This window comes from Aliivibrio sp. S2TY2 (genome assembly GCF_028765525.1).
Classification (GTDB): domain Bacteria; phylum Pseudomonadota; class Gammaproteobacteria; order Enterobacterales; family Vibrionaceae; genus Aliivibrio; species Aliivibrio finisterrensis_A.
The window spans coordinates 131,885-144,473 of the sequence record NZ_JARACS010000004.1 but is presented as its reverse complement, the minus strand read 5'-3'; the positions used below and the strand labels follow the sequence as shown (position 1 = coordinate 144,473).

The window sequence follows — 12,589 nt, the reverse complement described above, 5'->3', positions numbered from 1 at the left end:
AAGTATGTTTGATATTCACGAAGATATAATTATTCATTCATCAAATAATTACACCTCAACGAGGAATACCCATAAAAATACCAGATTTTTTTAATTCTATATCATTAACAAAACCTTAGAAAAATGCGACGCGTATTTATAATATATATACTCAATAAATTGAAGGTGCCAACTTGTGGGTAAAATAGCTAAAATTCCTTTTATCATACTGATCGCTTCAGTGCTTCTATTTGGTGGAGCTTCTTTTCTTAAATCTTCTGGTGTATTGATCGATCAGATCCGCGATATTGAAGCCACAATGCATGGCTCTATTTATCTGCATTTATGCGCCTCTTTGCTCTTAGGTATTTTTTGCCGACTCGCGACAAGGCGTAACCTATGTCTAGGCTTACCTATTACATCTATTTTCATACTTCTATTGGTAATAATAGATGAATCTCTTCAGTTCTTTATTCCTTTACGGCAATTCTCTTGGCTAGATATGCTGGTTAACGCATGTGGTATACTGGCTGGAACCTATATTATGAATGGTATTTTACGGCTCAGATCAAATATCAACATATTATGTTCATAACATTGAAAATTTATACAGTTAACTTTACACTTTTTCTGTATATCTATAACACCCCCTTTTTATTCACTGAAATAGTACTCATTAAAAAAGGAATATTATGAAAACTTCCGTAACTATATTGAGCATACTTTCTATTGCTTTCTCATCACTAACCTTTGCTATTGAAAATCAAGAGCAACGCGACATGATTGAATCGCAACTAAGTAATAATCCAAGCGAACTAATATATAAAAATATCCTACAGGCTTATCCCGAGTTTGCCCCAGAGTTTTTATCGATATTACTTAAGCAAGACGGTATTGATTCTCAAAAAGCAATTGAAGCAGCAATCCTCGCAGCACCCGATAAAGTATTAGAAATTGCACAAATTGCTCGTGATGCTGAAGTAAGTAACGAAGATATCACTTCCGCAGCTCTACTCGCTGGTATAGACCCAACACAAGTCGCGGAGGCATCTGCTGCGGGTATTCCAACGAATACACCAGTAACACCAATTTCTCCAGTTTCACCACCATCAGCTCCTTCAGTCGGTGGCCAAGGCGGTGGCGGTAGTGGTGTGGTATCACCAAGCTAAACTTATCGTTATGAATGCTTAATACCCTACTGTTTTTAACGTTATCTCATGAAAACCCAGCATCTGTTGGGTTTTTTATTGTTCTATTTTACTGAGCTACAGCATGACTACCCTAGAAAAATATTCATTTTACTCATTACTCATCCTTATCATTTGGTTGCCCATCCCACTTGGCAGCAATAGAGATTGGGCTTGGGCAATTGCTGAAATATGGATCGCTCTACAATCTATAAGCCTTATCATCGCCTATCGTGGCCAGTTACCCTTTACGCTAATAAAACACTATAAATACCTACTATGTGGCCTAGCTTTATTTCAGCTTTGGGTGCTTTTCCAAACCCTTCCTCTTTCTTGGGGGCCGCTCTCTTTTTTATCTAGTAAAAGCGCTGAGATATACCAGCTTGTTGGTGCATCAGAAGGATTCATTTCCCTTGATTCACGCATGACATTAACGTCCTTTTTAAAAGGTCTGACTTATACTCTACTGATCTTCAATGCCATATTTTTAATTAATTCCAGTAAGCGTATTAAGCAAGTGGTGTTAATCATCGTAATTAGTGGAACGATACAAGCCTTTTACGCTGCTATGATGGTACTGCTCAATATCACAGAGAGCCCAGTTTTCGGTTTTTCAGAAAAAGGGATAGCAACCGGTTCATTTGTATATAAAAATCATTTAGCTAACTATCTTATGATGACCCTCTGCATGGGAATTGGTTTAATTGTGACTCATCTACACACCAGCCCATCAAACTCACGGTTTGTATTTATAAAGCGACTTCTAGAGGGCGTCCTCAGCCGAAAAATGTACATCCGCTTATGCCTTATCATTATGGTTATCGCATTGGTCATGACTCGATCTCGTATGGGGAATACGGCCTTTTTTGCCGCAACGACCATTGGTGGGATAATCGCGCTGCTTTTCTACAAGAACAAACCACGCGCATTAACCGCGTTAGTTGGTAGTGTCATTGCCATTGATACCATTATTGTTGGGGCTTGGTTTGGTCTTGAAAAGGTAAAACAGCGATTAGTTGATACCTCATTAGGTGCAGAATCTCGCGATCAAGTGGTCATTTGGTCGCTTGATATCATTCGAGACTTTCCTTGGACTGGCACGGGAATGGGCAGTTTTTACACTGTTTTCCCAATGTATTCACAAGACGATATTGGATTTTATGATTATGCCCATAACGACTATATTCAATTTATGGTCGAAGCAGGTATTCCTGCCACACTGCTTCTTGGTTCAATTATCCTGTATTCTTTTTGGCGTGCATTAACCGTGATAAGAACTCGACATAGTAGAACGATGAAGGGAATTGCATTGGGTTGCATTATGTCAGTGATAGGAATGTTGATTCATATTAGCGTGGATTTTAATCTTCAACCGATGGCAAACGCGATGACATTTATCTTAATATTATTCCTAGCCAACGCAACGGCAGTACTGCCTGCTATAGGTAGGTTAGATAGTCAATCAAACGAGCCTCTTCATTTACAAAGTGAGAGCCCTCATGTTTAAGCGTATTCTTATTGTATGTACTGGTAATATTTGCCGATCACCTATTGCTGAAGCGTTATTACAAGCTCAACTACCAACCCATACCGTCGAATCCGCAGGCATTTCAGTAACTAAAAATACATTACATGATGCTCATGCTCACCCATTTTCACAGCAAGTCTGCCATGAACATGGTATCGATATTTCACAACACAGGGCACGTCAACTTACCCCTGAGCTTTGTGCTGAATTTGATTTAATATTAGTGATGGCGCATGAACAGATCGATGAAGTGGCTCAATTATCCCCTCAAGCAAGAAGCAAGACCATGCTAATAGGGTACTGGATAGGTCAAGGGGAAGTTGTCGATCCTATTCAACAACCTAGAGAGGCATTTGCCCTTTTATTTAATACTCTGAACCGAGCCATTGATTCTTGGGTACAGAAAGTAAAAATCTAAAATAAAAACGCTCCACTTCTATAAGAGTAAAAACAATATTCTTTTACTCTTATAGAAGTGGAGCGTATTCTTTCTATTCTATTCTTTTTTACTTAATCAACTCGACCGCTTCTTTCGCAAGTCTCGTCACTTTATCCCAATCTTTTGCTGCAATTGCGTCTTTCGGTAACATCCAAGAACCACCAACTGTCGCCACACAATCTAATGCCGTGTAGTCATTTACGTTTTGTGGATTAATGCCACCTGTCGGGCAGAACTGAACTTGTGGTAGCGGTGCTGCCATTGCTTTTAATACTGATGGGCCACCAAACGCACTTGCTGGGAAGAATTTTAGATGAGCGTAACCTAATTCAATCGCACGGATCACTTCTGATGGCGTAGCTACTCCTGGAATTAATGGAACATCCGCAGTTTTAGCGTGTGCTAATAAGCTGGGTGTAAATCCAGGTGAAATAATAAATTGAGCTCCCGCTTCTACCGCTTGATCATACTGCTGAGTGCTAATGACGGTTCCTGCACCAACTAATGCCGTCGGCATTGCTTTGCGGATCGCAGTAATTGCTTCTAGAGCAACAGCTGTTCGCAATGTAATTTCAAAAACATTAATACCACCCGCAGCTAGGGCTTGAGCCATTGGTACTGCATCTTCCAATTGCTCAATAACCATTACAGGGACAACTGGTGATGCACTAAATACGTCTGAAGGCGAAAGGTTCCAACTCATATTCTTATAGCTCTCTTTACTCATTTAAATTGACGGCGGTATTTTACGCTAATTTTATTTCAATAGCTCTGATAAAGGTGAATTCTCACGCATTTTTACTGTCCTATGGCATACTGGTATTTAGGCTAATCATATATAAGGGAAGTAAATGAGAACATCATTACTCGCGCTAGGCGCCTTGTTGTTTTTATCAGGATGCAGTCAACACAATGCGACTAATTCATCAAAAGACGCATCTCAAAAAAAACACTTAAACGAGATAAGAACACCTCATACGTTTATGTTGCGTGGCACTGTAATTATTGGCCATGAATCTCAAAGCATTCAACCTTGCGGCAGTGATCAGCAATACTGGATAAACCTATCTCCAAAACAATGGCAGTCAGGGAATGATATCCAATCCTCCCCTTATCAACCTATGTATGGTGAGCTTATTGGCCACTTTGAAGCACCACCAAAAGGCGGCTTTGCCAATGATTATCCTGCTCGTTTTGTCGTCTCTCAAATTAACACTCTAGTCGCCGGTGAAGGCGCATCTTGTCAGCGAAGTATTCAGCCAACCAAGGCTTTTGGCTCTGAACCATTTTGGAATTTACAAGTGGTCAATGGTGAATTGATTTTCTCTGAAATTGGGAAACAAAAACAGGCGCAAACCATCACAGAACAACAATTTGATATCAATAAACGAGTATATCAAAGTCGTGATTTCTCCCTTACTATGACTAAAGGGATCTGCAAAGATACCATGGTTGAGTCTATCTATGGATGGAACTCTGAAGTCACTATTAATGATAAAAAGTACCAAGGCTGCGCCACATTAGCCGCCCAAGATACGACGCTTAATTGGGTGAATACTTATCAAGGCACCAGTCCAGTTGGTGCTTCAGGATTAACCATTGGATTAACATTAAATGCTGATCACTCAGCAATAACGACTTACGATTACAATACTGACGAACCTCAATTGGTTGAAACTGGTGTATGGCAAGCAACCGGAGACAACAAACTATATGTTCTTATGAGCCGCCACCAACGCCAATACATGATTTCTGAACGCGTGTTCTCTAAGCAGGGGGAAAAGATTTCAGCCAAAGAAGAGCAAGTTAATGGCGTACTATTCCCTATTCAATCAGGGCTGACACTTTATTCAATGGATAATAAATAACTTAATGACAACACCTTCTTACGCATGCTCTGTTTGTGGTTTCATTCATAATTGCATTTGCGATCATCAACCTAACTTAGAATCCCAGGTTGAATTTGCTTTGCTTTACCATGAAAACGAGTTAGATAAACTCACCAATACTGGCAGGCTATTACTAAATGGCCTACCTAAAGCCAAAAGCTATTTATGGCAAAGAAAAGTTCAGCCAGAAGCGCTCATCAATAAAATACATCAAGAGGATATAGAAGCGTGGTTGCTGTTTCCTAGTGATGCTCCAACTTTAAGTTCTGAATATTTAACGAGTAGAGATCCAAGCAAAAAACAGCTCTTTATTCTGTTAGATGCAACATGGCAAGAAGCCAAAAAAATGGTAAATAAAAGCCCTTGGTTAAAGGCGCTTCCTTGTCTAGAACTAAGTCCATCTGAGATCTCTCGTTACCATTTACGTCGTAATCAAAGCCAAGGAAATCTCTGTACTTGTGAGGCGGGAATAGAGGTATTAGATATGGTAAAAGAGCCTGAGAATGCTCAAGCTCTTTTTAAGTATTACGATCAATTTTTAACGGTGTTTCAGGCCGAACGCAGCGGTCACAGTTACAACTCTAATGCTTTAGGTGCACCTAAAAAGTAGCCTTGTAAGTAATCAACACCCATGTCTTCAACAATGGTACACACCTCTTGGTTATGAACAAATTCAGCCACGACTTTGGCATCAAGGGCATGGCACAGTTGTACCATTTGTTGAGAGATCAAACGCTGACGTTTATCTTGGTGTACATTTTTAATAATAGACCCATCTAACTTAATCACTTGGGGCTCTAGTTTCATGATTTCATCGATGTTTGAATATCCAGAACCAAAATCATCAATGATAATACGAGCCCCTAAACGTCTAAAATAATTACACACTTCTATCATGCGGTCATAATCTTGAATTTGCTCAGTTTCAAGCACTTCAAACCCCACTCTAAAAGGATTATCTAAACGTAGAATTGATGTTTCTAACAAGTCGAGAGTTCTATCACTCATTAAATCTTGTGGTGATAGGTTAATTGAAAACTTCAGATCATTATTTTGCATAATCTCAAACGAGCGAGAGATCATTTCACGGCTTAATCGAGTATATAAATGAGTCCCCTCAACAGCGGGTAAAAACTGCCCAGGAGCAAATATTTGGTCATCCTCACGGATCCGCATTAGACATTCCGTAGAGGCAAGTTGGCGTGTATGTGATTCAAAAATAGGTTGACCATACACTAACACCCCTTGTTGCGAGACCGCTCTATTCACACAAGTTAACCAATCAAGCTGACTTTGGCGTGAACGCTCCTCATTCAGAAGATCGCGGGCATTGCACAAATGGCGATTACGGCGCATCGCGATTCGACGAGCTTCTACCGTTTTTAATATTAAATCTTCCACGGCAACATGAGCAAAATCACGACGACTAATAATACCGCCAGAGATAGCGACACTCAGATAATCCACATCACTGAGTCCATATGGTTCAAAGTTTTCATGCTCTAAGTCTTCAATAAAGTCAGTAATGCATTTTCGTAAAAACTCACTATTTTTATCACTGTGAAAAATAACCCCCCATTCAGCAATACCAATGCTGTACAGCTCGATATTTGTCTCTATTTTTTGACCTAAATGTGCATTAATATAAAGACTAATATCTTGCAGTAATTTATCACCAACTTGGTAGCCATATTTCTCATTTACCTGACTTAAATTGGTTAACTTAAAAGAGAGCAAATGATCAGTGCACGCGATATGGGATAAACGCTCTTTTAATACCGTACGATTTAATAAACCAGTTCTTCTATCAATACGATACGTTTGAATTAGCCGCATCGACTGCTCGCTGATCTTTTTTTCCATTTCAGACGTCATGGTATCCAGGTCTTGAATTGAATTTTTAATCAGTGAGAACAGCGGCGTTAAATTATGTGTGCGTGGTAAGTGTGAAATGGAGGCATCAATAACAATAGAATCAGATGATTCACTCAATGCTAGGTAGGTTAAGCTATGATGAAGAATTTGTTGATTCGCTGAACGGAAAAACTCCCCCATACCATACATCCCTTGGCATGGACCTATATCAGAAAAGCTTTGTAATTCCGTTGACTCAGAACTGCTTTCGATACGAGATTCACAGTTATAAATAAAAATAGATTCAGGGCACTTTTTAGCAAGCATCAACGCCCCTTGATTCACTTGCTCTTGAGTTAATGAAGGATGGTAATAAGAGAATCGTACTTCATCTCCCAGCGGGACTTCTAACGTAAACTGTAAATACCCTTCTTCTGTTATCGACTCTACCGGGTTGATAATTCGTGCAGTGTCTTCTTCAAGCATGAGGGGAAATGCTTGAATTTGGCTCAAAGGTAAATTTTTATTATCTGCTAAGTATTTGCAATAAAACTCATACGCCGGTATATGGTCGATGGTTTTTACAACTCGACCTTCTGATGACGTAATTCGAAATCGCTTGCCAATTGGATTCCATTCTACAAAAGCTTCATACCATGTTTTCAAGTTCTCGCCATGCAATGCAACAGCAACAATGCAGTCTTTGTAAAACTGTCCATTTAAAAATACCCAAATCTCATGCCCAGCATCGGCAGCAACACCACCCGAAACGGGTACGCCATAGGGAGATTCTGAGAAGGCTTCAAATAGAGGATAGTTACTTGCCGAGCCATAACACCCAAAAGCGATCACACTCTTAGTTGCTTGATTCATCGACAGTTTTCTTAGCAATTGATGACCGACTGTTTTCTCATCAACACAATGGAAAACATTGGCAGAAGTAATTTGGCTCGACTCAAATGTAGAGATTGAAATCACTGTGGATTGTGAATAAATAGCCGAGTTAATACTTGCGTGAATAACACTAAGACCGATAATCTCAGCATTTGGAAAGTGCTTATTTAATACATCATAATAGGCTTCAACGTCTTCTTTACTTTGAGATGAAAAAAGTTGAATTAAACAAGAAACACCCGATTTTATGGATAATAAATCACACTCTTCTTGAAGTTGAACAACACTTTGCACACTGATCGAGAGGGTTTTCATTATTCATTAAGCCTTATGATTTTTATTAAACAAAGTATAGCTTTCGCTAAAAATATATCTTCCCATGACAAAGTTTGGAATAACAACATAGCCAACTCTAGCTAATTGAGTTGGCCATTAAGCAAATAACGAATCAGCGAATATTACGCATTTATTCCTGCCACATAGCCACTTGACCATGCCCATTGAAAGTTATAGCCGCCTAGCCAACCACTGACATCCATTACTTCACCAACAAAATATAAACCAGAGACTTTTTTTGACTCCATTGTTTTAGAAGATAGCTCATCCGTATTAACTCCACCTAATGTGACCTCAGCAGTACGGTATCCTTCCGTGCCGTTAGGTAACACCTTCCATTGATGGATCAGAGAGCATAACTGCTCTTGCTCTTTATGATTGACTTGTTTTAGAGAACGATCATTAAAAATAGTATTATTTAATAAGGTCTCTACCACTCTCTTAGGTAAAAACTTCGCAAGTGAGTTCTTAACACTTTGATTTGGATGAGCTTCACGCATCTTATCTAATTCTTCAGACAAGTCGTCATTAGGTAATAGATCTATCATTACTTTTTGACCTGCGTTCCAATATGATGAAATTTGTAGAATAGATGGGCCCGACAAACCGCGATGTGTGAACAATAAATTCTCTTTAAAGTTATCGCCACTTTCTGACTCAACCACCACAGGTATCGCAATGCCTGATAACTCAGAAAACGCTTCTTTATCTTCCTTATGTAGCGTAAACGGCACAAGACCCGCAGTAGTTTGAACCATAGAGAGACCAAATTGCTCGGCTAATTGGTAGCCAAATGGTGTAGCGCCAAGTTTTGGCATTGAGAGCCCCCCCGTTGCAACAACTAGGGATTCACATTCAATAATGTCAGAATCTAATTTAAGAGAGAAACCAGAGTCTTGTTTAGTAACTTCAGAGATAGCGCAACGATAACGGTAATTAACACCGGCCAATTCACATTCTTTAAGCAGCATATCGACAATCTCTTTGGCTGAATCAACACAAAATAGTTGTCCATGATCGCGCTCTTCAAACTCAATACCATATTTAGATATCATTGAGATAAAATCCCAATTGGTATATTGAGATAATGCAGACTTAACAAAGTGAGGGTTCTTGCACACATAGTTATTAGCCGTCACATCATAGTTAGTGAAATTACAGCGACCACCACCAGAAATCAGGATTTTTCGGCCTGGCTTTTTAGCATGATCAACCACTAACACGCTACGGCCTCGCTTACCCGCTTCTGCTGCACACATTAGTCCGGCAGCACCGGCACCGATAACCACTACATCTACTTTTTTCATGTCACTCTACCCCAAATTCAATTGGCAGGGAGTGTACTATTATCAGCGCTAGATGCCCAAACTAATTACGAAGAAAAACACCGCCACACTCACAAGCAATAACGCGCTAGAGAGCATAAATAGATAACGAGCTTTTTCACATTTAAAAACAAAAAGAGTGTCGTAATGGTCAAGGTATTCTTCTTGCCATAAATATTGAAAGAGTTTGGTTTGCTTACCAATGTTACCGTGGGTTGTAAAAAATCCGCGACCATCCACTTGTTGGTAAAGCAGAGGATGCGCTTCTTTCATCACAAAAAGAAGGGTTTTTAATGTACTTAAATAACGGATAATGTTGATGCCCGTTACTGAGAATAACGCTAATAATATAAGGTCGCCACTTATCATAATCACCTCGACATGCTTGTCTGTGTGCCTGATAAATAACGACCCTTGGTGTACTTACATTACCTGTATACAACTACATTGCAAAGATTGATATTTATCCAGCAGTGCTATCCATAATAGATGTAGAACCAGATTTCGCTAATACTGCTAAATCTTTATCGATAAAGAATAATGCCTTACCGTCTTCACCTACTAAATCAATTTTATCTAAAATACCTTTAAATAATTTCTCTTCTTCGTGCTGTTCAGCTACATACCACTGAAGGAAATTAAACGTTGAGTAATCTTGTGAAGTGAATGCCACATGCGCCAATTTATTGATCTCTTGCGTGATCATTTGCTCATGTTCAAGCGTAGTACGAAATACATCACCTAGACCAGAAAACTCTGATTGTGGAGCCTCAATCGCACCTAAAATTGGCATTGCGCCCGTCTCACTTACATAAGTAAATAAACGCTGCATATGTTCCATTTCTTCGGCAGCATGAGCTCGGAAAAACTCCGCCGCACCATCAAAACCTTTATCTTCACACCAAGCACTCATCTGTAAGTATAGATTAGATGAGAAAAATTCTAGGTTAATTTGTGCATTTAGATGATCAACCATCGTTTTAGCTAACATATTCACGTTCCTTTATGAGCAGTATTCTTCAAAAATGATAACAATTCTATCATATCTCGCTAGCCAATAACTTATTCAATAATCATCAATCAGAACGAGATCTAGACGACAAAAAAAGAACAGATCTGGTGCTAATCTATATTTATGAACAGATTTAATATTGGATTAATAGGAGAAACATCATGAGTTACCAACATATTCTTGTTGCTGTCGATTTAACAGAAGAGAGTAAATCTTTGGTTACTAAAGCTGCTGGGCTAGCAAAAGCTCTAGATGCTAAAGTTTCTTTTATTCATATCGATGTAAGCTATGCTGAGCTTTACACAGGCTTAATTGATATCAATCTTGCAGAAACGCAGCATCAGGCAATGGAAGCCTCAAAAGAAGCCATGAAGCATTTAGTGGCGTTTGCAGAGTACCCAATCCATAAAACATTAGTAAGCAGTGGTGATTTGAGTAATGAGCTGTGTGAGGCGATTGAAAATCTTGATGTTGACCTCGTCGTTTGTGGTCATCACCAAGACTTCTGGAGTAAGTTACTGTCATCAACCAGACAAGTGATCAACACCTGCCCAATTGATGTTCTTGTGGTGCCATTTAAAGACGAATAAAGCTTAGTTATTTACGAGTAAACACGTTGTGGCTAAATTACATAGCCGCATTGACGTAGACATCAAAACGGTTCTTTTTGGTTTCAATTGCCATTGATGGTTTTTGGTTATCAAGCCACTCTGCGTAATCTGGACGTTTTACCACAACTCGTTTCTTTGCCATGATTAATGCCGGTGCTAATAATGCATCGGCATCATTGTCTGCACCGACTAAAGATTGGAAAACACGCATTTCTTTTTTAACTAACGCACTTTTCTTTTTATTTTCTGGATGCGGGTACATAGGGTCAAGATAAACCACATCAGGCTGCTCAAAATCATCTTGTTCCATCAATTGCGCTAACGCATCATGACTTGAAGCGTGAAGCAGTGACATACGATCTGATACCCATCCACCAATTTCTAGATCTTGTTTTGCACGCGCTAAGCCATCATCAAGTAAAGCGGCAACCACTGGATGACGTTCTACCATTTGAACTTTACAGCCTAACGATGCTAATACAAACGCATCTCGCCCTAGCCCTGCCGTGCCATCAAGGACTACTGGGGTTGCCCCTTTATTTAAGCCAACCGCTTTAGCAATAGACTGGCCTTTACCACCACCGAATTTACGACGATGAGCAACGGCGCCTGAAACCAAATCAACAAAGATTGCGCCTAATTTGGGTTCATCACGCTTACGCAGCTCTAGCTTCTCAGTCGTTAGCACCAAAGCAAAGACATTATCTTGGTCATGCGTTAATCCCCAGCGAGTGGCAATGGCCTCTAACTCAGGTTGACGATTTGGGTCTTCACACAATAACGCTATTTGCACAGGGTACTCCAACAAGCTTAATCAATTAGGAACAGCAAGCGTCTATGGTAATGGATATTGATAAAAACGACTAGATAAAGTGCTCGCTGTACTGAGTATCTTGAGGTAATTTAAAGATTGGATAATAAAATACTCACTACGCTAGGGACGCATCATGAATCAATCCAATAAACTCGACGATCTCGACCGCGATATTTTACAAGCGCTGATGAATGATGCTCGCACTCCTTATGCTGAATTAGCAAAGCGCTTTAATGTCAGCCCTGCGACTATCCATGTTCGCATTGAGAAGATGAAGTCAGCCAAGATTATTGAAGGCACCGAGGTTATCGTGAATCCAAAAACCTTGGGTTACGATGTTTGCTGTTTTATCGGTATTAATTTGTATGCAGCTCGTGATTATCACTCTGCCCTAGCTAAATTAGATGCGTTAGAGGAGGTGGTTGAGGCGTATTACACCACCGGAGCTTACAATATTTTCGTTAAGTTAATGTGTAAAAATATTCATGAACTGCAGTTTGTATTGATTGATAAGCTGCAAGCGATTGAGGAGGTTCAATCGACGGAGACGCTGATCTCGTTGCAGAACCCGATCAGTAGGAATGTGAAACCTTAAGAGCAGGGTTCAGATCGGTCGCAAGCTCCCTTAAAGGATTCAGAGGTGCTCGCTGTAATCACAGCACAAAAACAAAAAATAACAAATCCTGAAACCTGCAAGCGAAGCGCCCTGAAACCTTGCTCT

At 39.7% G+C, this 12,589-nt stretch carries 14 protein-coding genes; 8 read left to right on the top strand and 6 right to left on the bottom strand.

Annotated features, from left to right (window positions below; genetic code table 11):
• The first annotated feature begins 175 nt into the window (after window positions 1-175).
• The 4 genes from PVK63_RS08825 (at window position 176) to PVK63_RS08810 (ending at window position 3,112) form a co-directional block, all read left to right on the top strand.
• Complete coding sequence (locus PVK63_RS08825) at window positions 176-574, top strand: VanZ family protein (RefSeq protein ID WP_274440310.1); 399 nt, start codon at window positions 176-178, stop codon at window positions 572-574.
• A gap of 97 nt (window positions 575-671) precedes the next feature.
• The gene (locus tag PVK63_RS08820; protein ID WP_274440311.1) at window positions 672-1,148 is read left to right on the top strand and encodes a hypothetical protein; all 477 of its coding nucleotides are present in this window, start codon (window positions 672-674) and stop codon (window positions 1,146-1,148) included.
• A gap of 103 nt (window positions 1,149-1,251) precedes the next feature.
• Complete coding sequence (locus PVK63_RS08815; RefSeq protein WP_274440312.1) at window positions 1,252-2,673, top strand: O-antigen ligase family protein; 1,422 nt, start codon at window positions 1,252-1,254, stop codon at window positions 2,671-2,673.
• Window positions 2,666-3,112, top strand: coding sequence for a low molecular weight protein-tyrosine-phosphatase (locus PVK63_RS08810; RefSeq protein ID WP_274440313.1), 447 nt, complete (start codon window positions 2,666-2,668; stop codon window positions 3,110-3,112). The genes PVK63_RS08815 and PVK63_RS08810 overlap by 8 nt, the downstream gene beginning before the upstream one ends.
• Window positions 3,113-3,200: 88 nt before the next feature.
• Here the strand turns inward: PVK63_RS08810 and PVK63_RS08805 are convergent, their stop codons facing one another.
• Window positions 3,201-3,836 (bottom strand): bifunctional 4-hydroxy-2-oxoglutarate aldolase/2-dehydro-3-deoxy-phosphogluconate aldolase, encoded by a 636-nt coding sequence (locus tag PVK63_RS08805; RefSeq protein ID WP_130045157.1) that lies wholly within the window; start codon window positions 3,834-3,836, stop codon window positions 3,201-3,203.
• A 148-nt stretch (window positions 3,837-3,984) separates the two neighbouring features.
• Between PVK63_RS08805 and PVK63_RS08800 the strand changes: the two genes are divergently transcribed.
• Together PVK63_RS08800 and PVK63_RS08795 are read left to right on the top strand one after the other, a co-directional pair.
• Window positions 3,985-5,001, top strand: coding sequence for a hypothetical protein (locus tag PVK63_RS08800; RefSeq protein ID WP_274440314.1), 1,017 nt, complete (start codon window positions 3,985-3,987; stop codon window positions 4,999-5,001).
• 4 nt (window positions 5,002-5,005) lie between these two features.
• Entirely contained in the window at window positions 5,006-5,632 is a 627-nt protein-coding gene (locus PVK63_RS08795; RefSeq protein WP_274440315.1) for a tRNA-uridine aminocarboxypropyltransferase, read from the top strand.
• On the opposite strand, the gene PVK63_RS08790 is transcribed toward PVK63_RS08795, so the two are convergent.
• The 4 genes from PVK63_RS08790 to ftnA form a co-directional block, all read right to left on the bottom strand.
• Window positions 5,596-8,085, bottom strand: coding sequence for a bifunctional diguanylate cyclase/phosphodiesterase (locus tag PVK63_RS08790; protein WP_274440316.1), 2,490 nt, complete (start codon window positions 8,083-8,085; stop codon window positions 5,596-5,598). The two genes, PVK63_RS08795 and PVK63_RS08790, sit on opposite strands and share 37 nt — an antisense overlap.
• A 143-nt stretch (window positions 8,086-8,228) precedes the next feature.
• A complete protein-coding gene (locus PVK63_RS08785) occupies window positions 8,229-9,413 on the bottom strand; it encodes an NAD(P)/FAD-dependent oxidoreductase (RefSeq protein WP_274440317.1) in 1,185 nt (394 codons plus the stop codon).
• 48 nt (window positions 9,414-9,461) lie between these two features.
• The gene (uspB, locus tag PVK63_RS08780) at window positions 9,462-9,800 is read right to left on the bottom strand and encodes a universal stress protein UspB (protein WP_130045166.1); all 339 of its coding nucleotides are present in this window, start codon (window positions 9,798-9,800) and stop codon (window positions 9,462-9,464) included.
• 94 nt (window positions 9,801-9,894) lie between these two features.
• Entirely contained in the window at window positions 9,895-10,422 is a 528-nt protein-coding gene (ftnA, locus tag PVK63_RS08775) for a non-heme ferritin (protein WP_130045168.1), read from the bottom strand.
• Window positions 10,423-10,604: 182 nt separating this feature from the next.
• Here ftnA and PVK63_RS08770 point away from each other — a divergent pair, with 182 nt between their 5' ends.
• Window positions 10,605-11,033 carry a universal stress protein gene (locus PVK63_RS08770; RefSeq protein ID WP_130048006.1) on the top strand — a complete coding sequence of 143 codons (429 nt, stop codon included), beginning with the start codon at window positions 10,605-10,607 and terminating at the stop codon, window positions 11,031-11,033.
• A gap of 37 nt (window positions 11,034-11,070) precedes the next feature.
• On the opposite strand, the gene PVK63_RS08765 is transcribed toward PVK63_RS08770, so the two are convergent.
• Window positions 11,071-11,847 (bottom strand): class I SAM-dependent methyltransferase, encoded by a 777-nt coding sequence (locus PVK63_RS08765; protein ID WP_274440318.1) that lies wholly within the window; start codon window positions 11,845-11,847, stop codon window positions 11,071-11,073.
• A 154-nt stretch (window positions 11,848-12,001) separates the two neighbouring features.
• Between PVK63_RS08765 and asnC the strand changes: the two genes are divergently transcribed.
• The gene (gene asnC, locus PVK63_RS08760; RefSeq protein WP_130045173.1) at window positions 12,002-12,463 is read left to right on the top strand and encodes a transcriptional regulator AsnC; all 462 of its coding nucleotides are present in this window, start codon (window positions 12,002-12,004) and stop codon (window positions 12,461-12,463) included.
• Window positions 12,464-12,589: the final 126 nt, after the last annotated feature.

Coding starts and splice junctions, on each gene's coding strand:
- PVK63_RS08820 (WP_274440311.1), top strand. CDS start 672: ATGAAAACTTCCGTAACTATATTGAGCATACTTTCTATTGCTTTCTCA.
- PVK63_RS08815 (WP_274440312.1), top strand. CDS start 1,252: ATGACTACCCTAGAAAAATATTCATTTTACTCATTACTCATCCTTATC.
- PVK63_RS08810 (WP_274440313.1), top strand. CDS start 2,666: ATGTTTAAGCGTATTCTTATTGTATGTACTGGTAATATTTGCCGATCA.
- PVK63_RS08805 (WP_130045157.1), bottom strand. CDS start 3,836: ATGAGTTGGAACCTTTCGCCTTCAGACGTATTTAGTGCATCACCAGTT.
- PVK63_RS08800 (WP_274440314.1), top strand. CDS start 3,985: ATGAGAACATCATTACTCGCGCTAGGCGCCTTGTTGTTTTTATCAGGA.
- PVK63_RS08795 (WP_274440315.1), top strand. CDS start 5,006: ATGACAACACCTTCTTACGCATGCTCTGTTTGTGGTTTCATTCATAAT.
- PVK63_RS08790 (WP_274440316.1), bottom strand. CDS start 8,085: ATGAAAACCCTCTCGATCAGTGTGCAAAGTGTTGTTCAACTTCAAGAA.
- PVK63_RS08785 (WP_274440317.1), bottom strand. CDS start 9,413: ATGAAAAAAGTAGATGTAGTGGTTATCGGTGCCGGTGCTGCCGGACTA.
- uspB (WP_130045166.1), bottom strand. CDS start 9,800: ATGATAAGTGGCGACCTTATATTATTAGCGTTATTCTCAGTAACGGGC.
- ftnA (WP_130045168.1), bottom strand. CDS start 10,422: ATGTTAGCTAAAACGATGGTTGATCATCTAAATGCACAAATTAACCTA.
- PVK63_RS08770 (WP_130048006.1), top strand. CDS start 10,605: ATGAGTTACCAACATATTCTTGTTGCTGTCGATTTAACAGAAGAGAGT.
- asnC (WP_130045173.1), top strand. CDS start 12,002: ATGAATCAATCCAATAAACTCGACGATCTCGACCGCGATATTTTACAA.